23 protein-coding genes, 1 pseudogene and 1 riboswitch are annotated in these 24,660 nt (G+C 53.3%); of the genes and pseudogenes, 1 reads left to right on the forward strand and 23 read right to left on the reverse strand.

Annotated features, from left to right (window positions below):
• The 20 genes and pseudogenes from JMF85_RS02870 to JMF85_RS02965 form a co-directional block, all read right to left on the reverse strand.
• Nucleotides 1-1,406 (reverse strand): polysaccharide biosynthesis protein (locus tag JMF85_RS02870; protein ID WP_201317700.1); only part of this gene is annotated, 1,406 nt, incomplete at its 3' end.
• 178 nt (nucleotides 1,407-1,584) lie between these two features.
• Entirely contained in the window at nucleotides 1,585-2,127 is a 543-nt protein-coding gene (spoVT, locus tag JMF85_RS02875) for a stage V sporulation protein T (protein WP_054797924.1), read from the reverse strand.
• Between the two features lie 230 nt (nucleotides 2,128-2,357).
• The gene (locus JMF85_RS02880; RefSeq protein WP_127610661.1) at nucleotides 2,358-3,452 is read right to left on the reverse strand and encodes a peptidylprolyl isomerase; all 1,095 of its coding nucleotides are present in this window, start codon (nucleotides 3,450-3,452) and stop codon (nucleotides 2,358-2,360) included.
• Nucleotides 3,439-6,963: a transcription-repair coupling factor gene (gene mfd / locus JMF85_RS02885; protein WP_201317701.1), complete on the reverse strand. Its 3,525-nt coding sequence runs from the start codon at nucleotides 6,961-6,963 to the stop codon at nucleotides 3,439-3,441. Before mfd ends, JMF85_RS02880 begins: the two co-directional genes overlap by 14 nt.
• A gap of 146 nt (nucleotides 6,964-7,109) precedes the next feature.
• Nucleotides 7,110-7,340, reverse strand: a complete 231-nt coding sequence (gene fin, locus JMF85_RS02890; RefSeq protein ID WP_054797923.1) for an anti-sigma-F factor Fin — start codon at nucleotides 7,338-7,340, stop codon at nucleotides 7,110-7,112.
• 85 nt (nucleotides 7,341-7,425) lie between these two features.
• On the reverse strand, nucleotides 7,426-7,986 hold the full coding sequence (pth, locus tag JMF85_RS02895) for an aminoacyl-tRNA hydrolase (RefSeq protein WP_127610659.1): 561 nt from the start codon (nucleotides 7,984-7,986) through the stop codon (nucleotides 7,426-7,428).
• 837 nt (nucleotides 7,987-8,823) lie between these two features.
• Complete coding sequence (locus JMF85_RS02900; RefSeq protein WP_054797922.1) at nucleotides 8,824-9,462, reverse strand: 50S ribosomal protein L25; 639 nt, start codon at nucleotides 9,460-9,462, stop codon at nucleotides 8,824-8,826.
• A 432-nt stretch (nucleotides 9,463-9,894) separates the two neighbouring features.
• The gene (gene glmU, locus JMF85_RS02905; RefSeq protein ID WP_127610816.1) at nucleotides 9,895-11,295 is read right to left on the reverse strand and encodes a bifunctional UDP-N-acetylglucosamine diphosphorylase/glucosamine-1-phosphate N-acetyltransferase GlmU; all 1,401 of its coding nucleotides are present in this window, start codon (nucleotides 11,293-11,295) and stop codon (nucleotides 9,895-9,897) included.
• A gap of 159 nt (nucleotides 11,296-11,454) precedes the next feature.
• Entirely contained in the window at nucleotides 11,455-11,739 is a 285-nt protein-coding gene (gene spoVG, locus JMF85_RS02910; protein WP_127610130.1) for a septation regulator SpoVG, read from the reverse strand.
• Between the two features lie 122 nt (nucleotides 11,740-11,861).
• Complete coding sequence (locus tag JMF85_RS02915) at nucleotides 11,862-12,248, reverse strand: RidA family protein (protein ID WP_155615569.1); 387 nt, start codon at nucleotides 12,246-12,248, stop codon at nucleotides 11,862-11,864.
• A gap of 5 nt (nucleotides 12,249-12,253) precedes the next feature.
• The gene (purR, locus tag JMF85_RS02920; protein WP_127610132.1) at nucleotides 12,254-13,093 is read right to left on the reverse strand and encodes a pur operon repressor; all 840 of its coding nucleotides are present in this window, start codon (nucleotides 13,091-13,093) and stop codon (nucleotides 12,254-12,256) included.
• A 177-nt stretch (nucleotides 13,094-13,270) separates the two neighbouring features.
• The gene (gene ispE / locus JMF85_RS02925) at nucleotides 13,271-14,125 is read right to left on the reverse strand and encodes a 4-(cytidine 5'-diphospho)-2-C-methyl-D-erythritol kinase (RefSeq protein ID WP_127610134.1); all 855 of its coding nucleotides are present in this window, start codon (nucleotides 14,123-14,125) and stop codon (nucleotides 13,271-13,273) included.
• Nucleotides 14,126-14,469: 344 nt separating this feature from the next.
• Nucleotides 14,470-14,646, reverse strand: a pseudogene (locus JMF85_RS02930) (small, acid-soluble spore protein, alpha/beta type); the annotation flags it as partial.
• A 220-nt stretch (nucleotides 14,647-14,866) separates the two neighbouring features.
• Nucleotides 14,867-15,139: a biofilm formation stimulator Veg gene (gene veg, locus JMF85_RS02935; protein WP_054797919.1), complete on the reverse strand. Its 273-nt coding sequence runs from the start codon at nucleotides 15,137-15,139 to the stop codon at nucleotides 14,867-14,869.
• Between the two features lie 198 nt (nucleotides 15,140-15,337).
• Nucleotides 15,338-16,201 (reverse strand): sporulation peptidase YabG, encoded by an 864-nt coding sequence (gene yabG, locus JMF85_RS02940; protein WP_054797918.1) that lies wholly within the window; start codon nucleotides 16,199-16,201, stop codon nucleotides 15,338-15,340.
• A gap of 70 nt (nucleotides 16,202-16,271) precedes the next feature.
• Complete coding sequence (gene rsmA / locus JMF85_RS02945; RefSeq protein ID WP_127610136.1) at nucleotides 16,272-17,201, reverse strand: 16S rRNA (adenine(1518)-N(6)/adenine(1519)-N(6))-dimethyltransferase RsmA; 930 nt, start codon at nucleotides 17,199-17,201, stop codon at nucleotides 16,272-16,274.
• Nucleotides 17,198-17,752, reverse strand: coding sequence for a ribonuclease M5 (rnmV, locus tag JMF85_RS02950; protein ID WP_127610138.1), 555 nt, complete (start codon nucleotides 17,750-17,752; stop codon nucleotides 17,198-17,200). Before rnmV ends, rsmA begins: the two co-directional genes overlap by 4 nt.
• A 114-nt stretch (nucleotides 17,753-17,866) precedes the next feature.
• Nucleotides 17,867-18,958 (reverse strand): resuscitation-promoting factor, encoded by a 1,092-nt coding sequence (locus JMF85_RS02955; RefSeq protein ID WP_127610156.1) that lies wholly within the window; start codon nucleotides 18,956-18,958, stop codon nucleotides 17,867-17,869.
• A 327-nt stretch (nucleotides 18,959-19,285) separates the two neighbouring features.
• Nucleotides 19,286-19,464, reverse strand: a riboswitch (cyclic di-AMP (ydaO/yuaA leader).
• A 235-nt stretch (nucleotides 19,465-19,699) separates the two neighbouring features.
• Complete coding sequence (locus tag JMF85_RS02960) at nucleotides 19,700-20,467, reverse strand: TatD family hydrolase (RefSeq protein WP_054797916.1); 768 nt, start codon at nucleotides 20,465-20,467, stop codon at nucleotides 19,700-19,702.
• 31 nt (nucleotides 20,468-20,498) lie between these two features.
• Nucleotides 20,499-21,782: an HD domain-containing protein gene (locus JMF85_RS02965; protein WP_127610140.1), complete on the reverse strand. Its 1,284-nt coding sequence runs from the start codon at nucleotides 21,780-21,782 to the stop codon at nucleotides 20,499-20,501.
• 383 nt (nucleotides 21,783-22,165) lie between these two features.
• On the opposite strand from JMF85_RS02965, the gene JMF85_RS02970 reads away from it, so the two are divergent.
• Complete coding sequence (locus JMF85_RS02970) at nucleotides 22,166-22,420, forward strand: AbrB/MazE/SpoVT family DNA-binding domain-containing protein (RefSeq protein WP_010501678.1); 255 nt, start codon at nucleotides 22,166-22,168, stop codon at nucleotides 22,418-22,420.
• Between the two features lie 117 nt (nucleotides 22,421-22,537).
• Here JMF85_RS02970 and rsmI read toward each other — a convergent pair whose 3' ends face one another.
• From rsmI to yabA, 3 genes are all read right to left on the reverse strand, one after another.
• Nucleotides 22,538-23,422, reverse strand: a complete 885-nt coding sequence (rsmI, locus tag JMF85_RS02975; RefSeq protein ID WP_155615568.1) for a 16S rRNA (cytidine(1402)-2'-O)-methyltransferase — start codon at nucleotides 23,420-23,422, stop codon at nucleotides 22,538-22,540.
• Between the two features lie 12 nt (nucleotides 23,423-23,434).
• A complete protein-coding gene (locus tag JMF85_RS02980) occupies nucleotides 23,435-24,211 on the reverse strand; it encodes a tRNA1(Val) (adenine(37)-N6)-methyltransferase (protein WP_155615567.1) in 777 nt (258 codons plus the stop codon).
• Nucleotides 24,212-24,275: 64 nt separating this feature from the next.
• Nucleotides 24,276-24,629 (reverse strand): DNA replication initiation control protein YabA, encoded by a 354-nt coding sequence (gene yabA, locus JMF85_RS02985; RefSeq protein ID WP_054797925.1) that lies wholly within the window; start codon nucleotides 24,627-24,629, stop codon nucleotides 24,276-24,278.
• Nucleotides 24,630-24,660 lie beyond the last annotated feature (31 nt).

Here is a 24,660-nt window from a genome sequence, read left to right on the forward strand (position 1 = left end):
CGCGGCACGAGCGCGGCGTTGAGCGCGAGCTTCGCCAGCGCGGCGGCGAGCAGGTAAAGCGCGGGCGCGCGGACGGCGCCGAGGCCCTGCAGCAGGCTGCTCGACACCAAGTTTACCGCCGACAACACGGCAGTGAACGATAGCACGATCATCGCAGACGTCCCCGCGGAAGATTTATAGAACATCACGTTCAGCGGCTCAGCCAGCATCGCCAACCCGAACGATGCCGCCAGCCCGACGAGCCACGTCACGCGCAGCGCGTAACCGGCCCGGCTGCGTACCGCTTCCGCGTCGCCGCGATGCCGTGCTTCCGCCATGGCCGGCACAAGCGCGGCCGACATGGAGGCCGCGATCATCGCCACCAGCTGAACAAGCGGCAACCCGTGGTTGTACAGACCGTACTGAAACAAAGCGCCGGTTTCGTCCCAACCGGTTTGTCTAAGCAGGCGCGGCATCGTGAACGAATCGACGAGCCCCAGAATCGGCGTCGCAAGCGTTCCGAGGCAGAGCGGAATCGCATAGAAGGAAAGCCGCTTGGCGAGCGTCCAGTCGCTACGCCATCGGCCCCTGACCGTTAAGCCTTCCCCTGCCGCTTCAACCGCCGGCAAGCGATCCGTTTGCCGCGCCTTGCGCCAATACCACAGCATGGCGGCAAGACCGGCCGCCGCGCCCGCCACCGACCCGAACGTGGCGCCGGCGGCGATCAGCTCCGGACTGCCCCCGAGCCTGATCAAGGCGAGCAGCAGTCCGACCATGACGGCGACGCGCACCGCCTGCTCGATCACCTGCGACCAAGCCGTCGGCGCCATATCGCCATAGCCTTGAAAATAACCGCGCAGCGCCGACATCACCGGCACGATCAGCAGCGCGAAGGAAACGCTGCGGATCGCGGCGGCGGCTTGCGCCGCCCCCATCCAATCTGCGAGGACATCCGCGCCCATATATAAAAGCAGAAAGAACAAAATACCGCTAGCCAGAAGCAGAACGGACGCGACACGCAGCACTTGCTTCGCTTGCGCGTTCCGGCCGTCGGCCGCATATTCGGACACGAACTTGGAGACGACGAGCGGGAATCCGGCGGTAGCCAGAAACAAAATAAGCGTATACAGCGGAAATACCGCATTATAAATACCGAACACCGCATCGCCCGCCATGTTCTGCAGCGGGATCTTTTGCAGCGTCCCGATCATCTTCGAAGCGACCGCAGCCAAACCGAGCATCGCCGCACCTTGCAGCAGCGACGTAGCGGCAGGCGAGGTTTTCCCCGCACCGCGACGCGGGTCGCTCGCCCGGGCACTCCAACCAGCGCCTGCACGCAGCCTTCCCTGCTCTTCCCTCCCCGGCTCCGCCGGTCCGGTTTCTTCATCGGCCCGCTCCGCTTCTCTACGCCCCGCTTGCTGCTTCATCCTCGTTCTCCTTGCCTCCCGTGCCTAGTCAACGCCAACATTATACCGCATTTACGCATCTTTTCCAAAACCGGACGGGCAACAAAAAAGCTTCCCGCTTCTCCCCGCCGCCGGGAAGAATTCAGGAAGCTTGTGCCCTAGCTGTCATCAATATCGTACGGACCATACGACTATCGGATTATTGCTCCATCTGTTTAGCCAAGAAGCCGGCCGCCGTCTCAGCCATTTTCAGCTCCATTTGACCCATCTTCACATTCTCGTCTTTGGTAAATAGGATGACCGATCCGATCGGATCGCCACCCGCAACGATCGGGGCGATGACGTAAGAACCGTAAGTATCCGGGGCGTCTTTACAAATTTCATAAGAGCCCGTGCTTGTTTCCATCGAAGCTTTGCGGCTTTCCATGCAGGTTTCGACCAGAGGCCCGACGGGTTTCTCCAAATAATCCTTCTTCGAACCGCCGGCAACGGCGATAATATTATCGCGATCAGATATCATGGTAATGTGATTGGTGCTTTCAAAGAGCGATTCGGCATATTCCTTGGCAAAATCCCCGAGTTCACCGATTGGAGAGTATTTCTTCAAAATAACCTCTCCGTCACGGTCCACGAAAATCTCAAGCGGGTCCCCTTCCCGGATACGCAGAGTACGGCGGATCTCCTTCGGGATCACAACCCTGCCAAGATCGTCGATACGACGAACGATTCCAGTTGCTTTCATAATTCTAGATGCCTCGCTTTCCTTGAAGAATGTGATACAATCTGGATTGCCCTTTGTATACAATGTAGGGAATTCGACTGCCCATAGTATTCTTCGATTCCCAGAGGGTTATGCACCTACCGCTTGACTGCCGGCTGCCTTACGCGCCTATGTACGGGCTGCCGCTGTTTACATTATGCCCCAAAAAAAGAAAACAAAACAGGGCGCCCTTTCGGGCGCCCTGGTAATGTTTACTTCTTCTCTTCCGCTTTCGGCGCATCTGCCGCCGGTGCCGGAGTCGGAGCTGGAGTGGCTTCCGGCTTCGGCATATTGTTCGTCTGAATCAAGCCCGGAAGCTCTTTCTCCAGAAATTCATAAATTTTCGCCTGCGCCGCTTCCGAGCGCAGTCCTGCTTTCACGTCGTCGAACGTTTTGCTCGAACGCGACTCGACTTTCATCACATGGTAGCCGTAACTCGTTTCCACCGGATCACTGATTTTGCCGATCGGCAGTTCAATGGCCGCCTTTTTAAATTCAGGCACCCATTGTCCGACTTCCGCATTCTCATACTTCCCGCCGGTTTCCTTCGAACCCGGGTCGTCGGAATATTCTTTAGCCAGCGCATCAAAATCCCCGCCGCCGTTCAGCTTGTCCTGCACTTCTTTCGCAAGCTTCAGGGCGTCTTCCTTCGTACGCTTTTCTGCCCCTGTCGCTGCATCGGTCGTGCCGACCAGAATGTGGCGCACGGTCGCGATCGTATAGGCGCTTGGATCCTGCGCCAATTTGTCGTCGTAAGCCTTTTTCACTTCGTCATCCGTCACTTTGCTTTCTGCGGACACGATCGTGACCAAGCTGTTGCCGATGAAATCCTGAATGTCCTTCTCCGTCACATTGGCATCCTTCAGCGCCTTTTCCATGCCGCCTTCCTGCATGCCGAGGTACGTCTTAATCTGTTCCATTTGCTCGCTGGCTTGCTTCGCGGCGTCGGCTTTCGCTTTCTCGTCCGCGCGGGCGCCGAGCACTTTGAAGGCGAGCAGCTGATTCATGATGTCTTGCTGGAATGCCGGATCGGTCTTAAACTGCGCGTATTGCGGGTAGAACATCATATTGATATTGACGAATTTATCAAATTCGCCTCGGGTCACGTTAACGCCGTCTTTCATAGCAATCAGCACATCGCCCGGGTTGCCCGTCGCAGCCGGAGCTGCCGGCGTTTCCACAGCCGGAGCCGGCGTCGCCGCTGGCGCTTCCTCTTTCTTGCCGCATCCCGCGGCTAACCCTACGACTATTACAAGCGCCATAAGAGCAGTCATTCTCCGGTATTTCTTCCTGTTATTTTGCTGCATTTTGTAGTTCTCCCTTCGATTTCAGCGCACGCTTGTATTGTACCAGAAACCTTTCAAGTAAATCGATGGATTGTTCTGGTGTCAGTCCCTTGCCTTTCGTTTCGATTACCATGTTCGGCCCGCTGACCAACCGTACGCGATTTTCGAACTCCTGCTGCAGCTTTGCCCACTCGGCTCCATTCAGATTACCGGTCTGATCCGCATGTAGACGAAGTTCATAATCGAGCCCCTTCTGCGTGATCGTCTCGATCGCATACTGCGCCCCGTATACTTTCAAACGCGCAGCGCGCAGCAGATTATGCACCGCATCCGGCAAATCGCCGAACCGGTCCACCAGCTCGTCATGCAGCTCGTTCGCTTCTTCAAGCGACTGCACAGCAGCAACCTTTTTGTAAATCTCGATCTTTTGCATGCTGTCGTAGATGTAATCGCCCGGAATGTAGGCGTCCAGCTGAATGTCCAGCTGCGTCGACCAGACCTTCGTTTCCGGTACGGCCTCGCCGCCGATCTCTTTCTTCCGCTTCTGAATCTCTTCGCCCAGCATTTGCGAATACAGATCGAACCCGACCGAAGCGATAAAGCCGGACTGCTCTGCGCCCAGCAAATTGCCCGCGCCGCGGATGGACAAATCTCTCATGGCAATTTTAAACCCTGACCCTAGTTCTGTAAACTCTTTTATCGCCTGCAGACGCTTCTCCGCCACTTCCGTCAACACTTTATCCCGTTGGTAGGTGAAATACGCGTAGGCGATCCGATTGGAGCGACCGACACGGCCGCGCAGCTGATACAGCTGGGACAAGCCCATTTTGTCCGCGTCATGGACCACCAGCGTGTTCACGTTCGGAATGTCGACGCCGGTCTCGATAATACTGGTGCTGACCAGCACGTCGTATTCGCCGTCGAGAAAATCGAGAATCGTTTTCTCCAGCTCCTGCTCCGACATTTGCCCGTGCGCTACCGTTACCCGCGCGTCCGGCACCAGCATCGAGATCTGCTCCGCCATTTGGGTAATGCCTTGAACCCGGTTGTACAAATAGTACACCTGTCCCTCGCGCGCCAGCTCCCGCTCAATCGCTTCCCGTACGAGCGAAGCGCTGTACTCCACCACATACGTTTGCACCGGGAAACGATTCTCCGGCGGCGTTTCAATGACCGACAAATCGCGTACGCCCAGCATGGACATATGCAGCGTCCGCGGAATCGGTGTCGCCGTCAGCGTCAGCACATCCACATTCGTCTTCAGCCGCTTCAGCTTTTCTTTGTGCGAGACCCCGAAACGCTGCTCCTCGTCTACGATGAGAAGGCCCAAATCCTTAAACTGCATATCCTTGGACAGCAGCCTATGTGTTCCGATGACGACGTCAACCGTACCGGCTTTAATACCCTTCATCGTATCCGCCTGCTCTTTCTTCGAACGGAATCGGCTCAGCACTTGAATGTTGAACGGATATCCGGAGAACCGCTCGCGGAACGTCTCGTAATGCTGCTGCGCGAGGATCGTAGTCGGCACGAGCACGGCCACCTGCTTCCCGTCAATGGCCGCTTTGAAGGCCGCGCGGATCGCCACTTCCGTTTTGCCATAACCGACGTCGCCGCACAACAAACGGTCCATCGGACGGGGCTTTTCCATGTCCTGCTTGATCTCTTCGATCGCCCGCAGCTGATCCGCCGTTTCCTCGTAAGGGAACATGCCCTCGAATTCCTGCTGGTAGGCGGTGTCGGGTGAAAACGCATACCCCGTCGTTGCCTGACGTTCCGCATACAGCTTGATGAGGTCATCGGCAATGTCTTGCACCGATGCGCGCGCTTTGGTTTTAACCCGGTTCCAATCGGAGCCGCCGAGTTTATACACTTTCGGCTCTTTGCCTTCCTCCGCGCCGACATATTTCTGAACGTGGTCGATCTGTTCAATCGGTACCGAGAGCTTGTCGCCTCCGGCGTATAAAATGTGCAAATAATCTTTATGAATGCCGCCTACTTCCAATGTTCCGATGCCTACGAATTTCCCGATTCCGTGGTTGACGTGAACGACGTAATCGCCGACCTTCAGCTCCTGGTAACTTTTGATCCGCTCGGCATTCTCGATCTTTTTGTCCACTTTGCGCGCTTTGCGCTGCTTCTGCGTGAACATCTCGCCTTCGGTAATGATGACCAAATGAATGCCCGGCAGCTCAAATCCCGTCTGCAGGTTGCCTTCCACGATCATCGGCTCTTCGATATGGTAGTCGTCGAGTACCCGCTTGATCCGCTCGACGCGCTCCGGTCCGCCCGCCAGCATCATCACTTTCGCGCCGGCCTTTTTCCAGCGTTCCATTTCGCTCTTCAGCAAATTCATTTGACCGTGGAAGTTTTGCATGACACGGCACATGAAGTTGATGATATTTTGCGGAACCGCGCCCGGCACTTGTCTCAGGAATAACGACAGGTACAGAGTTGGATACGGCTTGCGGTGAAGCAGCGTTTCATAGGGCTTCGACAATACCAGCTGCGGCATATATTTGCCGTCCGATAGCGACATCGTCATCCATTCCGCTTCGTCCTTCTCGAGCTGCTTTGCCGTTTCCAGCAGCCGCGCCGGTTCGTCGATGAGCAGCACCGTGTCCTTAGGCATATAATCCAGCAGCGTTTGCCGCTCCGGAAACAGCAGGGACATATATTTGAACATCCCTTGAACATGCTGCCCCTGCCGCATCTGCTCGATTTCATGTCCGATGCCTTCGAGCAAACGGTCTTTGGCCGTACGATCGGTCATCTTGTTCAGTTGCTCCTGCAGCAGTTCATAGGCATGCTGCGCCGCTTTTTGTAAACGGTTTCGATCCGCTACAATCTCGCGACAAGGCACAATCGTGAGCTCCTGGAATTTATCCATCGAGCGCTGGTCCCCGGCATCGAAGGAACGAATGGAATCGACCTCCACGTCGAACAGCTCGATCCGGAACGGATGCGGCGATGTCAGCGGGAACAGGTCGACGATGCCGCCGCGGACACTCATCTCCCCTTTGTTCTCGACACGCTCTACGCGCTCGTAGCCAAATTCCACCAAACGCTCAATCCATGACTCCAGCTCAACGGATTGTCCGACCTGGATCGTAAATCGGGCCGCCGCGATCGCTTCCTGGTTCGGCAGCAGCCGCCGCATCCCGGCGTACGGCACGACGACAATCCCGCGGAAGCCTGCGGCCAAGCGGGATAACGCGTCAATACGCTGCGCCAGCATCTCCGGACTTGCGATCGCTGCCTCCGCGGCCAGCAGTTCCTGCGCCGGGAACAACAGCACTTGTCCCGGAGGAACCAGCTCCACCAAGTCTTCGAACACCTTCTGTGCGGAAAACATATTATGCGTCACGACAAAAAGCGGCTGACGCAGTTCTTCATACAACGAAGCCAGCATCACCTGCCGCGAAGAACCGGTGAGACCGGCGACCAATTGCTCTCTCATACCCGACCGAATGCCCGAAACGATCGTCTGGAAATCGGAATCGGCCGAGAATGCTTGAATTAATGCCTGCAACACAGGACACCCCTCTCAACCACACTAAAAAAGCCTAGAGCGAGAATCGCTTTAGGCCGGTCCATGAACGAAAAGCAGGATCGCCGAAATGCGAAAAAACCCCTGTCGCGAGGACTGCATCGATACTGCCGATGCCGCCTGATGACTTATTGCAGAGGATTCGCGAGGAGCGAGAGCTCCGGATTGGCTTCCAGCGCTTCCTTGCAGTAATCGCATACCACCTTGACGGTGACATCCCCATTTGGGTTATACGATATTATATCTCTCCGCTCTTCGGGGGTCAAGAAATGGAAGCCGAGCTGAAACTCGTTCACTTCCCCTTGACGGATCTCCCCAATAAACGTTTGACAATGGCGGCAAATATAGGTGACGGCCATCCTTCCAACCTCCTTACGCTTTACGGAAAAAGCGTTATTTTCAACCAGTATGCCCAACTGGCGAGGAGATTAGCCCGGGTCCGTCTTAACCGTTGTATTTGGCCATCGTATTTTCAAAGGTATGCTCAAGCAGATGCTCCATCGCTTCACAGGTCTTATCGAGCAGCTGAGGCATCTTCGTCAATTCCTCTTTCGAAAATGTATGCAGCACGTATTCGGCGATATCCCGCCCCGGCGCCGGCCGCGAAATTCCCATGCGAATCCGCTGGAACGACTGAGTCCCGAGGTGCTGGATGGTTGACTTGATGCCGTTATGCCCGCCGGCGCTGCCTTGATAACGAAGCCGGATGCTGCCGAACGGCGTATCCAAGTCGTCGTAGACCACGATTAAATCTTCGACCGGCGCTTTATAAAAATCCATAAACGCGCGTATCGATTCGCCCGACAAGTTCATGAACGTCTGCGGCTTGAGCAAGTATACTTTCTGCCCTGCCACCACACCTTCCCCCAGCAATGCCTTGCACTTGCTTTGCGTAATCTTAATGCCGTGCCGGTCGGCGAATCGGTCCAGCGCCATAAACCCGATGTTGTGCCGGGTTTGTTCATATTGTTTGCCCGGATTCCCGAGGCCCACAAACCATTTCAAAGCGATTTCTGCTCCCTTCTAGCGGCAACGCCTTCGTTCGCCCTTCATCGGCGTCTTCAAGCGTCTCTTCTCTAATGATAACCGAAAACGTCGTCCGCGCCAACTTAACATGGACCTATCCGACAGGATGTGACCAAAGTTCCTTCTTTTCGATCCCCCCTCTTTCCCCCCTTCGCCAAGGGGGGAGGACTCGGGCGCTTCGCCCCGAGACCCCGAAAAGGAGCGTACCTGCCACCGGGCCGTCGTTGAAGCGGCTGTAGGGCGTGGAGCGCTTTTCGTCCCCCTATTCCCGCGCCTTAACGGCGGGGAACGGGGGACACGCTGTCATGCGGCGTTCTTACCCGGTGTTGTGCCTGCGATCGAGCAAACTCCGGCAATCGAGCGCAAGACGGCCATCCGAGCGTCGACTCGCCCCAGGCCTTTGGCCTGAGCTTACTTCGAGTGGGGCAGAGCGGGAGCACATCCCGCGCGTTTCACCCGCGCGCCCGTGCTCGAACTGAATTAATGCGAGTTCCCAGCCAGCGCGGCCTGCCTTTGCGTTAGTGCGGGAGCACATCCCGCGCGTTTCACCTGCGCGCCCGTGCTCGAAGTGAATTAACTCGAGTTCCCAGCCAGCGCGGCCTGCCTTTGCGTTAGTGCGGGAGCACATCCCGCGTGTTTCACCTGCACGCCCGTGCTCGAAGTGAATTAATGCAAGTACCCAACCAGCGCGGCCGTGCCCATAGTGCTAGAGCATGACTCCCGCAACCTCGGCCGCGCCTGTGCTCGTTATGCGACGCTCGGCTTCCCGGACAGCAAAAAACGTATCGATTCGCATCGATACGCTGGACTTCTCGCTTATACGGTCTCCTCGGATTTGGCGGCCGCTTCGGCCGGGGCATCCTCGGTTTTTGCGCCAGGCTCTTCGTCCACGGTTTCCGGCTCCGCTTTTTGCGGCGTCAGGATGGTGGCCAGGACGTCGTGCTCGTTGGTTTTGATTTCGATTCCAGCGGATAGCTGTAACGAGGAAACCAGCAAATTTTCGCCGATGCCCAAGGAGCTGACGTCCACTTCGATCACGCTCGGGATTTGTGTAGGCAAGCAGCGTATGTCGAGCTCATGAAGCTGAATTTGCAGAATGCCGCCCTCCTGGACGCCGATCGCCTCGCCGGTGTACTCTAATCGAACTGTAGTGTTAACCGGCTCATCCATGTTGATTTGATGGAAATCGACGTGCAGCAGCTGACGGTTAATCGCATCGCGTTGGATTTCATTGATCATCACCGGCTGTTTGCCGAGCTGCGGAACATCCAGTTCGATAATCGCATGCCGGTTTGCTTTGATCAGGGCAAGGAGCTCCTTTTGATCGATGGCAATGGATGTTTGGGGCACCTTTTTACCATAAACGACAGCCGGCACTTTACCTTCTGCGCGCAGACGGTTGCGGTCACCCTTCGTTCTGCCGCTGCGAGCTTCCGCCTTCAATGTTGTAGCCATAGGAATACCTCCTTCATTTGGGGACAAGCCCTAACTTCTACTACTTTACCCAATTGAAGGAGGTCTGAAACGTCTTTCCTCAAGAAAACGCTCCGCCCCGGCGGATCGCTATTCGTCTCCCATTCACGCCTCCAGAACAAATAGCGGAACTAGAGTTCGCTCATTGCTCCAAATCCGGCAATTTTCGCCGAAAAGGGGCAAATCAGATACCCTGGCTCCGCTATTTCCCTTCAAAGGGAGAATTATCGCTTAATAACACATCACCGTTCCGCTATTCGCAGAACAACAGGGAATCGATTAATCCCGCCGCGAATAACAACTCAATCGTCCGCTTCCCTAACCATGAACCGTAACTTCGACCTGTCCCCGGCTAACGCCAAGTCCGAACCGATCCGCCACCGCAGGGGATCGGCGGCTACCTTACGCCTGCCGCTACTGCTTCTTCGACGACGCCTTCTTGGCGGCGAATTTAGCACGCAGCTTATCGGCATAACCCGCCTTGTTCACCTGCCGCTCACGGGCGATCGCCAAATCCCCGGGCTCCACGTTGTTTGTAATGGTCGAACCGGCAACGACATAAGCGCCCTTGCCCACCTTTACCGGCGCAATCAGGTTCACATTGCTGCCGACGAAAGCGTCGTCTTCCACTTCCGTCACCTGTTTGTTGAAGCCGTCGTAGTTGACCGTGATGGCGCCGCAGCCGACATTGACGTTACGGCCGATTACCGCATCGCCGATGTAGCTCAAGTGGGACACCTTCGTATCGTCTCCGAGCTTGGCGTTCTTAATCTCGACAAAGTCGCCGACCTTCACGTTCTGACCGAGGTCCGCGCCCGGCCGCAAATAAGCGAACGGCCCGACCGAAGATCCCGCGCCGACGACCGCATCCTGAAGCACGGAATGCTTCACGGTCACTCCGGAGGCGAGGCTGCTGTCGGCGATATCAGCCTGCGGCCCGATAACGCAATCTTCGCCGATAACGGTGCTGCCGCGCAGCACGGAGCCCGGGTGCACGACCGTATCGGCACCGATCCGCACGTCGGCTTCAATATAAGTCGCAGACGGATCGATGATCGTAACGCCGTTCAACATATGCCCGCGGTTGATGCGCGCGCGCATCGCTTGCTCGGCCTCCGACAGCGCCAAGCGATCGTTCACTCCGATCGACTCGACCGCATCGTCCAGCACGTAACCCTCTACCCGTTCACCTTGGCCATTCAGGATGCTAATGACGTCTGTTATATAATATTCGTTTTGCGAATTATCGTTCTTCACTTGCGCCAAAGCCGCGAACAGCTTGCGGTTGTCGAAGCAGTACGTGCCCGTGTTGATTTCCTGTACCCGGCGCTGCTCCGGCGAACAATCCTTGTCCTCCACAATCTTCGTCACATACCCCTGCTCGTCACGGATAATGCGGCCGTAGCCTTTCGGCTCCGCCACATTCGCCGTCAATATCGTAGCGGACGCCCCGCGCTCCTGATGAAGCCGGATCATCCCCTCCAGCGTTTCATTCGAGACGAGCGGCGTATCCCCGCAAATGACGATGGCAAGGCCTTCCTCATCGCCAAGCAGCGGCTTTGCCTGCAAGACGGCATGACCGGTCCCGAGCTGCTCTGCTTGCAGCGCATATTCGGCGCGTTCTCCCAAATAGGATTTCACCGCTTCCGCTCCATGCCCTACGATAACGACTGTACGCGATGTATTTAAATTTTCGAGGGTGGACACGACATGACCGACCATCGGTTTACCGCAAACCGGATGCAGTACTTTGTATAATTTCGATTTCATTCGCTTACCTTGGCCCGCTGCGAGCACAATGCCTATAATGTTCAAAACGATTCAACCCCTAATCCTTATAAAAAATAAATCCACATCATGTTATGCGAACGCTATGCACAAAGCGCAATGAAATAAATATGCCATAATCCCAATATAGCTCACTTACCTGTAAAAGAAAAGAGAGCCTGTCCGGCTCTCTTAAATTGTAAACGGTTAAGCACCTTCTTCAATAACTTCTTCTTCCGTAGCAGCACGATCATATTCAGCCAATACGGCGGCCTGAATTTTTTCACGTGTGGAAGAGGAAATCGGGTGTGCGATATCTCTGAATTCTCCGTCCGGAGTCCGTTTGCTAGGCATCGCTACGAACATCCCGTTATTACCGTCAATGACTCGAATGTCGTGAACGACAAATTCGTTATCGATGGTAATGGAAGCAATAGCTTTCATTCTGCCTTCGGAATTCACCCGGCGAAGTCTGACGTCAGTAATTTGCACCTCTGTGTTCACCACCTTTTTCCATCTAGAAGACTTGAGTAGTAATTCCACATTTTAGTGCAAATTCCTGCTGCCAAACTGAGATTTTTTCTCAATTTTATAAATACTTTATATATTGCAAATTATTCGACATTTACCGCGGCAATGAGCTCTATTTCGACAAGCACATCTTTCGGAAGACGCGCTACTTCAACCGTCGAACGAGCCGGCTTGTGGTCGCCGAAGTACGAAGCATAGATTTCATTCACCTGAGCGAACTGGTTCATGTCTTTGATGAATACGGTAGCCTTCACCACTTGACCGAACGACGAGCCCGCTGCGGCTAAGACCGCTTGCAAATTGCGAAACACTTGATGCGTTTGCTCGGCAATTCCGCCTTGCACGAGTTGGCCGTCCAGGCCGAGCGGAATTTGTCCCGATGTAAACAACAGATTGCCGAATTGAACGGCTTGCGAATACGGACCGATGGCGGCAGGCGCCTGATCGGTTGCAATGGTTTGTAACGCCATAATTTTCACTCCCCGCGAATTTCGCTTTCTTTAAAATAAGTACCTGGCACTACTTTAATTTGACGCGACTTCGGATCTACCACAGAAAGCTTGGCGAGCGAGATATAATCCTCCACCAGGTGCTCTTCCACCTCGCCGGACTCCACAAACACCCCTACGCCTTCCACCGTCGCTTTAAACTCTTGCAGCAAATCCATCATGCCCTGAATCGTTCCGCCTACGCGCATGAAATCGTCGATAATCAGTACTCTCGACTCCTCTTTCAAGGCGCGGCGGGCAAGCGACATCGTCTGAATGCGCTTATTGGACCCCGACACATAGTTGATGCTTACAACCGAGCCCTCCGTCACTTTACTGTCGCGACGAACGATGACCACCGGCAAATTCAAATAAGTGGCGGTCGCATAGGCGAGCGGAATCCCCTTGGTTTCCACGGTCATCACGATGTCGATGTCTCTCTTCGCGAACACGGACGCGAACAGCTTCCCGATTTCGTTCAAGATCATCGGCTGCCCGAGAATGTCGGACATGTACAAATAACCGCCGGGCAAGATGCGCTCGGGCTGTTCCAATTGACGGCACAGCTGGTGAATGAACTGCAGCGCGCCGGCCGCCGTCACTTTCGGTATGTACTGAACGCCTCCGGCTGCTCCCGCGAGCGTCTGCAGCTCGCCGAGGCCCTCCTCTTCGAACACTTCTTTAATAATCGCCAAGTCTTCGCTGATGGAAGATTTGGCCGAATTATAACGATCTGCGAATGTCGTTAATGGAATAAGCGTGTGGGGGCGAATAAGCAAGTATTGGGTCATCTCCACCAATCTTGCGCTTCTTTTTAATTTTTTCAAGAGTGACCCCCCTTTGGCCAGATGCAAAATAACGATCTGCTGAAAATCCGAATGTTATAATCAAAATATATCATCTTTATACGGGTTTAATCAAGATCATCCCGTTAAAATATTGTGACATTTATGTTATGTAACATTACACATTATCAAATTATGTCACTTAAAATTACATAAACATCACGTCAACAAGCGAACCGCATATACGTCTTTGCAAAAACCGCGGAGCCCATTGTAAATCCGAGGCACCTTCGCCTCCTTGGATACTAGCCCGAAGACGGTCGGCCCGCTCCCGGACATGAGCACACCGTCAGCTCCCAAGCGCACCATCACTTCCTTCAGTTGTTTGACTTCCGGGTACAGATCCAGCGTGACCTCCTCGAGCACATTGCCGAGACGGGCGCACAGCTCGTCGAACCGCTTCTCCCGAATCGCGTCCAGTACGCAGGCGGTTGAAGGATGGTTTTTGATTTCGGACGCTTTCAGCTTGCCGTAAATTTCCGAGGTGGACACATTAATCGGGGGCTTGGCCAGCACGACCCAGCACTGCGGAGGCGATTCGATCGGCTCCAGCTTCTCTCCGCGCCCCCGGGCAAGCGCCGTTCCTCCGGTTACGCAGAACGGCACGTCCGATCCCAGCTCGGCGCCAAGCCGCTGAAGCTCTTCGGTCCCTATGCCGAGCTTCCATAGCTTATTCAGGCCGCGCAGCGTCGCCGCCGCATCGCTGCTTCCCCCGGCCAACCCGGCGGATACCGGAATTTTTTTATCCAAATGAATATAAACGCCCTGCCTCACTTCGTAACGTTCCTTAATCAAACGCGCCGCTTGAAACGCTAAGTTCTTCTCATCGAGCGGTATGTAGCCTGCTTGACTGGAAATAATGATCGTATCCCGTGGAAGCTCCTGCATCTCGATACGATCGGCCAAATCCACCATCGTCATGACCATTTCGACTTCATGAAACCCGTCGGCCCGCTTGTACAACACATCCAGGGACAAATTGATTTTTGCCGGCGCTTTCTCGAACACTTTCATAACACACCTTCTTTACACCTGTCTGACTTTTCCTGCCATGAGGCCGAATGCCATTTATGTCATTTAACCTAATACTATACCAAAAAGGAGACAAAAAAAAGCTAAAGCCCGGGTTTCGCGCTTTAGCTTCATGTTTCGACCGTTCGTTATTGTCCTGTATATGGCGAATAGGAAGAGGCGTTCGCCGGAGTGCCGTGCGAAGCCGCGTAATACGGCACATTCTGCACCGGATACGAAGAAACGCCAGCTGCAAAGCCGGACGGTCCGAACGAGACCGGAGGCGGCACGGGCTGCTGCATAGCAGGACGATATGGCGTCTGAACCGCCTGCGCTTGCACCTGCGTCTGCCGGGCAAGCGTTTGCTCCGCGATCTGAATGGCCCGCTTCACCATATTGCCGGCATCCTTCGTGCGAATTCCGCCCCAACCTTCCCGCTGCACCGTTTCATAGAACCCTAAATCTTTGGCCAGCTCATATTTAAATTGTTCCGACATCACGCCTCTGCGGCTTCTACGCCCCATATCCGAAACCCTCCTTCAAAGGATGAATGTTCGAGTTATGAGGTTAGTATGCGCCCGCCGCAGCAAATTCATACGAATGCAACTTTACGTCTCATCCGAACGTCTTAAAAAGCGAAAGGACGAATAAGCGCCGAGTCCGCAGCACACAGCGATTCACATGGATAGGGCTACTAAAGAAAAACGACTGACCACCTAACGATCAACCGTTCCTTATGTAACCTTATTGCTGTATTGTAATCCGTACTTCTCCGTCGTCGTTACATACTGTGACTTCGACAGATTCCGTCAGTATGTCCGCATAACTGTAAGAAACTCGCTTGAAGGTTTGCTGTTCTTGATCCAGCTTCACAATGAAAACGGAAGGGTAGGTTTCCTCCAAGACTCCGGAGCGTTCAACCGTCTTGCGGCGGCCACCATTCGCTCTAAGCATTATCTTCTGTCCGACATGAGGTTCCAAACAACGTTTGATCTCCAATAGCGCATTTTTAGCCATTGACTGCTACCACCTCTTTCCTTCTAGATTATTATAACGCAACATAGGTAGTATGTCAATTTAAGCGAAATATTATATCAGCGTCTTTGATTAGTTGTCAACGATTATTTTCCCTGATTTTATGCGGTTTTACGCTAGGCGCTTCCGTATTCGTTCACCAAATTGTCGAATAAAAAAGAAAAAGCACCATTTCGGCGCTTATTTCGGAGTGGCATATTGAATTTTCGGCACGCCTCTTCGGTAGCTTCCCAGCGATTCGATGCCCCCGATCCCTTCGAGACCGCTGTGCGTCAACCCGATGACATCGACTATGTTTACGGTTTCTTTGATCGGCGTATAAGCTACTTTCACCGCAATGCACAATGGATCAAGCGCATGGATCAAGACGCGGGCCGGCGAGCTGGCAAAGTTCGCTCCCGCCTGCAGCAGCGCTTCAAAGTGCGATTGGCAAGCGCCTGCGACGATCGTTAAGGCATCGAGACTTTTCTCGAACTGCCTGGCGGCTTGAACCGCATTTACGAAGTTATGCGAATTCTTGTAACTGCTAAGCTTGGTAATATCGCCTGCCGGCCGATGCTTTACAAAGCCGTCGTGCCCCGTTATGACCACAATGTCGGGGCGTACCAGCGGAAGCAGCCGATACACCGCATCGGCCATATTCGCCTCGGCTACGTAATACCCTTCGGCGGGAACCCGCAATTCACCGTATAAGTTCATGCACTTGCGCAAATAATTCGGATCGCCGTCCAAATGCAATACTTTGCCTGGCATTTCGAAGTAAACGGGATGTTTGGCCGGCTCCCCCGCCGGCCAGCCGGGCGGCCCTGTCGTCGCCGCCGCCAATCCGTTGCGCGGCATCGTGTCCATCCATTTGGGACGTGTAATTGCTTTATCGAGGTAAGGATCGAGCTGCGGCATCACTTCCAGATCGACAAGGGGTGCATCGGCCAAAAGCCTAAGCTCCACTCCCCGAAGAACCGCCAGCTGTTGCCGGATTTCTTGAATTTTAAAAACGATATCACCACCATACGACTTCCGAGTGACCAGGTCTCCCTGCTTCATGGCTGCATCGCCTCCCCGTCTATCGTATGGCGGTTCTAGGCATTTGGTGCAGACGTTTCGCCCAGGATCGTTATTTGGCGGTTCTTGCCGTCTTCAAGTAATCGGCTAAGCGGTGCGACAACTTTGCATACTCTTCGATCGACAGCGTCTCGCCGCGCCTCGAGGGTGCGATTCCCGCATCCAGCAGCAGACGTTCCAGATCGGGCTTCGATTCTTTATCGAAATATTTGGCCGCCAAGTTGTTGTAAATCGTCTTGCGGCGCTGCACGAAGCTGGCCTGCATGACGTCAAAGAAGAACGCCTCGTCTTCGACTTCCACCGCCGGCTTCTCTCGCACCTTGAGCTTGATGACCGCCGAGTCCACGTTCGGCTGCGGAATGAACACCGTTTGCGGCACGATCGCGACCACTTCCGGTTCGCAATAATACTGTACGGCGATGCTGAGCGAGCCGTATTCCTTGCCTCCGGGCTTTGCCGCCATTCGCTCGGCCACTTCCTTCTGGATCATGACGACAATGTTCTCGAGCGGCAGCCGCTCTTCCAGCAGCTTCATCAGGATCGGGGTTGTCACATAGTAAGGCAGGTTAGCGACAACGCTTACTTTCGATACGTCTTGAAACTTATCCTTGAACAACGCCTGCAGGTCCACCTTGAGTACGTCCCCGTGCACCACTTCGGCCTGCGGATAAGGCGCCAGCGTCTCCTCCAGCATCGGCAGCAGCCGCTGGTCGATCTCGACGGCTACGACTTTGCCCGCACGTTTAGCGAGCTGCTGGGTCAATGCCCCGATGCCCGGACCAATTTCGAGCGCGCCCTTCGTCTCGTCAAGCTCGGCGGCAGAGACAATGTTGTGAAGCACATTCTGATCGATCAGAAAATTTTGTCCGAGGCTTTTCTTGAGCACAAAGCCGTACTTCTGCATCAGTTCCTTGGTTCGCTTCGGCGAAGCGATATCCTCGGACGCTTGTCCGTAACCCGGTTCATTTCCGTTTCGACTCATGACGTGGCACCCTCTTTTTCATTCAATTCCCGACGGGCCGCTTCAAACTCCTCCCGGGAAATTTGAAACATGCGGCAGCGGTTATAAAATTGCTTCCCGTTGCAATAACCGATTCCGAGACGATTGCCCATCGCAAGTCTCCGGGCGGCCGCACGAGGATGCACGATCAGCCCGGCCTCCATCAGATCGTCCCATGTGATAGCCGACTCTTCGTTTCGACCGTCGGTCCTCACGTTGGCCAGTGCCGTGCGAATCGCTTCGACCGATGCGTTCTCGACGCCGATATCGCCCTTGCTTGTCGCCGCCTCCTGCGTCAGGAAGGCATGCTTCGCGCCGGGTACTTCCTTCGTAATAATTTTGCGAATACGCTCCCCGGCATGATCGGGATCCGTGAATACGATTACGCCCCGCCGTTCTTGCGCAAGCTTAATGCGTCGAATAACGTCCGCATTGATCGCCGAACCGCCCGTTTCGATGGTTTCCGCTTCTACCGCTCGTTTAATGGCTACCGTATCGTCCTTACCTTCCACTACGATAATTTCTTTAATCATGTGCACGTACCTTCCTTCGTGAACAAGAGAAAAAGAAGAGGGACGCCTCACGAGCACCTCTTCTTATCTGCCGATCTATATATAATGAATGTAGTCTTTCCGAATTGCAAGCGCCTAATCCGCCGACGGTTTTTTGGGACCGATAATGTATACCGTATAACCGCGCTTCGTACCGAAACGAGTTGCATAGTCACCGTTCTCGAAAAAGACGTCGATCTTGTTCCCTTTCACAGCGCTGCCTGTATCTTCGGCTCGGCGGAAGCCGACGCCCTCGATATAGACCCACCAGCCGATCGGGATCACTTTAGGATCGACTGCAATCGTGCGACCTTCCGTTACCTTCGCGCCCGAAGAAGTTACGCCGTATTGCGGATGACTTTCATCCTTGCCGGTGGATGACACCCCCGCCGAATAAGCGGTTAGCGTAACGTTTTTGATTACTTGCTTGTAGCCGAATTTGACGCCGTTCTTGGTCAACTCCTCGACGTTCGGCGATGAAGAGGACAGAACGACAACCGGATTTTTCGTCCCAACGGCCACAATGCGTTGTTTGCTCTCGGTTTGTACTTGCTGATCCACGACCTGCTCCGACACAAGCACGCCGTCTTCATACACTTTCTCCAGCTTCTTCACAAGGAGGCCCTTCTGACCTTCCTGCAATACTTGCTCTTTGCCCTTTAACAATTGGGGCTCGCTCTTGGTTACTGTATCGAATGCGATCGGTTCTTGCACATCTGCTGTTTCTTTCGTCACGCGGACAACCTTCAGTTCCGCATGAGGGCTTACTTCCGTTTCCTTAGCCGGAATGACTTTATCGAGCTCGCCCACAGGGACGTTCAAATCCTGCAGAGCGGCCTCTACCGTCTTGCCAACCGTGTAAACTGTCTTCGTCTCGCCGTCGGCGGTTAATTGCACCGGCGTCGTATGCGTGATCGCAATGCGGTCGCCCGATTTCACCTTTGCATCCAGCGCATGGGAAATACGGTCGTTCTCGCTTACTGCGATTCCTTGCTCATCCAGTACTCGTTGCAGTACCTCTTCCCGGGTTTGGAACGTGCGTTCCTGTCCGTCTACAACGATCGATACGCGCTTAATGGCCGTACCGTGCAACATCATCAAGAACATGAAAGTCATAGCGAATGAAATGAGAGCGATAATCGAAATCATACGCAAGTTTTCATGCGTCCATCGCAACGCGAAGGTCATGCTGGATGATCGTCTTACATGGGTTTGCCCTGGTGTTTCAGCGCCCACTTGTTCGGTCCTCCTTAAAGCCTCGCCATTCGAGTGTTATGCATGATAAGATTCTGACGCGACTATGGTAAATTGTTTGATTGCCATTACCAACGTTTGTGCTGCTGACATCAGAGTATCCACTTGCCTGCCGTATTCACCCCCCTCGGGTGTAAAGAGTAGCCAGCTTGGACACGAATCCCTTTTACGGGAAACACAAAAAAAAGTCAGCGGAGAAGAGGAACCTTCCCGTGACTTTTCTCATTTTGTCCAAATGAAAATAAAAGCACACGACAATGCGTTACCTCTCTCTAGACGCTTACGAGGTTAGCTGACGGATTCGGACTTGAGAGTCGCCCTACCCCGGGACAGTTGCCCGCCCCAGAGATTCACCCCTAAAAAACACCTTGGCAATCATGAATGGACCGCCGCGATGTGGTTCCCCCGTTTTCCTTTCGGAAACTCAGCGATGTTGGAATTCTGGTAATCGTATGAAGTTATTATTGAGTGTACGACGCGAGGGGTTTGGTTGTAAAGTATACAAACGTATAAAAAAAGAACGGTTTTTACCCATTTTCGTTTAAATATACTCATTACATGAATAAAATACATCTATCTCTCATTCGCACGAACCGATTTAGCTGTTTTCTTTATTTTTCTCGATTCGCTATAAGTAACAGCGTTTATGCAAGCGTTTCCCAGAGCCCAACACACTCACTTTAAACGAAAAAGTTCCATCGCATTTCGAGTCGTCGCTTCGGCTAATTGCTCGATCGAAATGCCCTTGATTTCGGCCGCCGTTTCGGCGACAAGACGGACGTAAGCGGACTCGTTTCGCTTGCCCCGATATGGATGCGGAGTTAAATAAGGCGCATCGGTTTCAATCAAAAGCCGGTCCATCGGCACCTTCTCGAGTACCTCTTTCGGTTGCTTGGCATTTTTGAAAGTTACTGGGCCGCCGAAAGAAATGTAAAAATTCATATCGAGACACATTTTGGCCGTCTCCCAGCTGCCGGAGTAACAATGCATCACGCCGCCGACCTCCGCCGCTTTCTCCTCGCGCAGCGTTTGTACGACGTCTTGATGCGCATCGCGGTTATGGATCGCAATCGGCAGGCCGACCCTGCGGGCCAGACGAATTTGTTCGCGGAATACCCGATTCTGTACGTCTTTCGGCGACGTATCCCAATGGTAATCAAGCCCGATTTCGCCGATGGCAACCACTTTCTCGTGACGACACAACGATTCGATCCAGGCGAGATCTTCTTCCCTCATATCTTTGGCTTCCGTCGGATGCCAGCCCACCGTCGAGTAGATGAAATCGTACTGCTCAGCCAGCGCCAAGGAGCTTGGAATCGTCTCCCGATTAAATCCAATATTCACGATTCGACTTATTCCGTTGTCTCTTGCGCGCGCAATCACCTCGTGTCGGTCTTCATCGAATTGCGGCGCATTCAGGTGTGCATGTGTGTCGATTAGCATAACGTTTTCTCCTTCATCTTCTATATGTCGTTTAAGATCTTAGCAGCTTCCGAATTTCTTTATCCAAAGCTGGAAGATGTTTCAATACGAGTTCCTGCGGGTAATACAGGTGGTATTTTCCGTTCTGGATCCCGCTGATCGAACGCACGATTTCGGATTTTCGCGAGATTTCCGTCAACGTGTCGTGCGCATCGAGCAATAAAATCGGCAGTTTCTCATCCTGTTCGCCCGGCCGGTACACATCATAGGATTGATCGGACGGGAAATCGACTTCCAGGTAATAGGAGGGATCTAATCCTAGATTGCCCATTTTTTCACGAAGCCGTTCCAGCATGCCGACGTCCATAATTTCCAGCGTTACATATTTGAATAAACGCCGCTGCAAGAAGCGTGAGCACAAATCAGCCAACACCGCATCCTCTTCCATCGTCCATTGCATCAGCACCGTTTGCATCAACGCTTCATCCAGCAAATGGTATTCTTCCGTGGTCAGCCGATTGCCGAACAAGCTGGGCAGCGGTTCGAGCAGAAAGTGGAACGGATACCCTTCTTCAAACAGTTGTTTGGCTCTTTGAAAAATTTTATGCAGGACGACTTCCGCGCTTCGGGTAACCGGATGGAAGTACACTTGCCAATACATCTGGTATCGGGACATCAAATAATCCTCAACGGCGTGCATCCCGCTTTCCTTAACTACGATATGTCCTTGATACGGCCGCATCACGCGCAAAATTCGCTCCAGATCGAAGGTGCCGTAATTTACGCCGGTGAAATAAGCATCGCGCAGCAGGTAATCCATCCGGTCCGCGTCCAGCTGACTCGAGACGAGGCTGACGACGATTTCTTGCTGGTACGTCTTGGCAATAACGCCCGCTACCTGCTGCGGGAACGTCGGAGAAACGCGTTTCAGCACTTCGTTGACTTCCGTGTTGCCGAGTACGATTCGGCATGACCAATCCTCATGGTGAGTCCCGAACGTTTTCTCAATCGAATGCGAGAAGGGACCGTGTCCGACATCATGCAGAAGCGCCGCGCACAAGCATAACAGACGTTCTTCTCTCGGCCAATCTTCATATTGATTACGCTCGAACTGCGAGATGATTTTGCGTGTTACTTCATAAACACCCAGCGAATGCGAGAACCGGCTATGCTCGGCGCCGTGAAAGGTGAGAAAACACGTTCCCAGCTGACGGATGCGGCGCAGCCGTTGAAATTCCCGGGTATTGATGAGATCCCAGATCGTCTGATCCTGCACATAGATATACTTGTGAACCGGATCTTTAAACACTTTTTCTTCTTCCATCGGTTGTTGCATGGTATCCCTCCTCGCAATTTGCAGGTTTTGATCGACAATATTCCGCCAAAACATTGAAAATTGTCGAATGTTGTCGATTTATTTATTCCAAATTTTTGTTTCGACACGGCGTATAGATTTACATTTTATGGATATATAAAGAGACTTTTGGTAAGTAAAACCAACATTTTGGCTCTACTAGTAGCGTTATTCTATTCCATGTTATACTAATCTAGCAGCCAGGTCCATAAATTGTCACTTGGTGTTGCATTTTTAGGTTGACTATTTTGGGAATGGTTGGTATCATAGGTTTAAAGAATTATGTCGAAACATGACGATTATTTTCATTCCGCTTCGCATTCATTCTAAAATAAACAACTTCTGGAGAGGGGAATTTTATTATTATGATGAAATCAACTGGTATCGTAAGAAAAGTCGACGAACTTGGTCGTGTTGTTATTCCAATCGAATTGCGCAGAACGCTTGGCATTGGCGAGAAGGACGCTTTGGAAATTTATGTAGACGGCGAGCGCATCATGTTGAAGAAATATGAGCCGGCCTGTATCTTCTGCGGAAACGCCGAGAACGTCTCTTATTTCAAAGGAAAAATTGTTTGTCACGAATGTTTATCTGAAATGCCAATACCTGTGACAAAATAAAAAAAATAGGTTATAATATAAATAGCAATATTAACTATGGTAATTCTAACCTTTTTCATATCTCCTCTATATCCCTGATTCGAGCTTGCCCCGAATCAGGGTATTTTTTTGTGCCGATCAACCTTGATGCAGCAAATTATACAATTCGCGTTTCGGAACGCCGCGCTCCTGCGCAGCCCTCCTAAGCGCTTCCTTATGGTCCAGCCCGTCCGCTTCGTATCGGGCCACATGCTCCTCAGGCGAGAGGCCGGTCCACCACGCCGTCTCCTCCGGGATTCCCCCGTCACCCGCCCCGCCGCGAACGATGAAGCAGTATTCACCCTGCGGCGGATGGTCAACCAAATAGGCGAGGCATTCGCGGATCGTACCGCGGACGGCTTCCTCATATTTTTTCGTTAGCTCCCGGGTCAGGCAAACCTCCCGTTCTTCGCCAAGAACTTCCGCCATCCGCGTCAGCGTCTTCACAATCCGGTGAGGCGATTCATAACCGATCACTGTAGCCGCTTCCCGTCTCCAGGTGGCAAGCTCCTGTTCCATCGGTTTGGCGTCACGCGGCGGGAACCCGACGAACAGAAACCGCTCCGTCGGCAAGCCCGACATGATTAAAGCGGACAACGCCGCGTTCGCTCCCGGAATCGGGACCACCGCAATGCCCGCCTCAATCGCCAGTCTGGCTAAATCGGCCCCTGGGTCGCAAATGGCGGGCAGCCCCGCATCGCTGACCAGCGCGATATCGTCTCCGCTCTCCATGAGCCGGATGAGCTCCGGCCCGCTGGCATGTTTGTTATGCTCATGATAACTGACAAGCCGTGTGCTGATGTCGAAGTGCGTCAGCAGCTTGCGCGTCTGGCGCGTATCCTCCGCCGCGATCCACCGAACCTCCTGCAAAATCCGGACAGCCCGGTACGTCATGTCCTCGAGATTGCCGATCGGCGTGCCGACCAAGTACAGTTTTCCCTTGCCGGACTCGTTATTATAGCTTTTTTGAATGTTCACGCGCATCGATTCCTTCTATTAATAAGTGTCCGGATTATGATCCAGCGTCAGCCGACGACCAAAGTATACGTCCATCAGTTCGTCGCTGTATTCGTTCTGATTTTTGTAAACGATCAGCGGGGGCAGCGTGCGAATTTCCGGCTTCCCGTCGCGCATTCCCTCAATCAGCACCATGTTGGCTTCATGGTCCGCCCGCGGATGCACGAAACGAATCCGTTTCGGTTCCAGACGGTACTCCCGCATTAACGTACAAATTTCGACCAGCCGGCTCGGCCGATGCACCATCGCTACCTTGCCCCCGGTTCGGACCAGCCGGCTGCTGACACGAATGACGTCTTCCAACGTGCAGAACAGCTCATGGCGTGCGGCGGCTACATGCTCATTGATGTTTTGTTCGCCATTAGGAACAGGCAAATAGGGCGGATTGACCGTCACGGCATCGAACAGTCCGTGTCCAATATCCTGAACGGCGCTGCGCAGGTCGCCCTGCCTGATATCGATTTGTGCGTCCAGCCGATTCAGCTTGACGTTCCGCTGCGCCATCTCTGCCAGCCGCGGCTGAATTTCAACGGCCGTAATGTGCGCCCGCGTTCGAGTCGTCAACAGCAACGGAATAACACCGTTCCCGGTGCAAAGATCGATCATACGCCCGCGAGTCGGTACCGAGCAAAACCTTGCGAGCAGCACCGCATCCAGGGAAAAGCTGAAAACATCCTCGCTTTGGATAATTTTCAAATCTTGCGTCAGCAAATCATCGATGCGCTCACGCTCATATACAGGTACGGATTGTTCCAAGTGACAACTCCTCTTTCTTCCAAAAAAACCGTAGAGAAGTCAATCCTCCCTACGGCTAGTGTTCTTATTTATTTAGAAACGACATGCAGAACAAACAATCGCCCTCGGTCCGTAAATGACCGTAGTTTACATTGCAAATATGAAAGCCTTCATGGTAAATCCGAGTTAAATTATCGAGACCTTCACCGGTAACCTCTTTTATCCTCGCCGCTTCCTCCTCCGAGGAAGCCGGATCCGCAAGAGCCGGTGCGGCATCTTTCTTTAACAGCTTGCGCAGCTGACTGTTTTCTATACCGAGTCGTTTGTTTTCTTCCAATAGCTCGATAATTTGTTGTTTGATTTGACCGAGCTCCGCATACAACGTGCCCACTTGCTCTTCCATTTGATCGATTTGAATGAAAATGTCCCTTTTCACCACGATTGCCATCACCTCAGAGAGAGCCGTTCCC

The sequence above is a fragment of the Paenibacillus sp. EPM92 genome (assembly GCF_016586185.1).
Lineage (GTDB): Bacteria > Bacillota > Bacilli > Paenibacillales > NBRC-103111 > Paenibacillus_G > Paenibacillus_G validus.

Bases quoted from the DNA above. Each gene is read 5' to 3' on its own strand.
- rnmV (WP_127610138.1), bottom strand. From the start codon at position 17,752: ATGATTAAAGAAATTATCGTAGTGGAAGGTAAGGACGATACGGTAGCC.
- fin (WP_054797923.1), bottom strand. From the start codon at position 7,340: ATGGCCGTCACCTATATTTGCCGCCATTGTCAAACGTTTATTGGGGAG.
- veg (WP_054797919.1), bottom strand. From the start codon at position 15,139: ATGGCTAAAAATGCGCTATTGGAGATCAAACGTTGTTTGGAACCTCAT.
- JMF85_RS02960 (WP_054797916.1), bottom strand. From the start codon at position 20,467: ATGCTAATCGACACACATGCACACCTGAATGCGCCGCAATTCGATGAA.
- ispE (WP_127610134.1), bottom strand. From the start codon at position 14,125: ATGAAAGTGTTCGAGAAAGCGCCGGCAAAAATCAATTTGTCCCTGGAT.
- JMF85_RS02955 (WP_127610156.1), bottom strand. From the start codon at position 18,958: ATGACCTTCGCGTTGCGATGGACGCATGAAAACTTGCGTATGATTTCG.
- JMF85_RS02970 (WP_010501678.1), top strand. From the start codon at position 22,166: ATGATGAAATCAACTGGTATCGTAAGAAAAGTCGACGAACTTGGTCGT.
- yabG (WP_054797918.1), bottom strand. From the start codon at position 16,201: ATGAAGCAGGGAGACCTGGTCACTCGGAAGTCGTATGGTGGTGATATC.
- rsmA (WP_127610136.1), bottom strand. From the start codon at position 17,201: ATGAGTCGAAACGGAAATGAACCGGGTTACGGACAAGCGTCCGAGGAT.
- JMF85_RS02900 (WP_054797922.1), bottom strand. From the start codon at position 9,462: ATGGCTACAACATTGAAGGCGGAAGCTCGCAGCGGCAGAACGAAGGGT.
- spoVT (WP_054797924.1), bottom strand. From the start codon at position 2,127: ATGAAAGCAACTGGAATCGTTCGTCGTATCGACGATCTTGGCAGGGTT.
- rsmI (WP_155615568.1), bottom strand. From the start codon at position 23,422: ATGCGCGTGAACATTCAAAAAAGCTATAATAACGAGTCCGGCAAGGGA.
- JMF85_RS02965 (WP_127610140.1), bottom strand. From the start codon at position 21,782: ATGCAACAACCGATGGAAGAAGAAAAAGTGTTTAAAGATCCGGTTCAC.
- JMF85_RS02880 (WP_127610661.1), bottom strand. From the start codon at position 3,452: ATGCAGCAAAATAACAGGAAGAAATACCGGAGAATGACTGCTCTTATG.
- JMF85_RS02915 (WP_155615569.1), bottom strand. From the start codon at position 12,248: ATGGCGTTACAAACCATTGCAACCGATCAGGCGCCTGCCGCCATCGGT.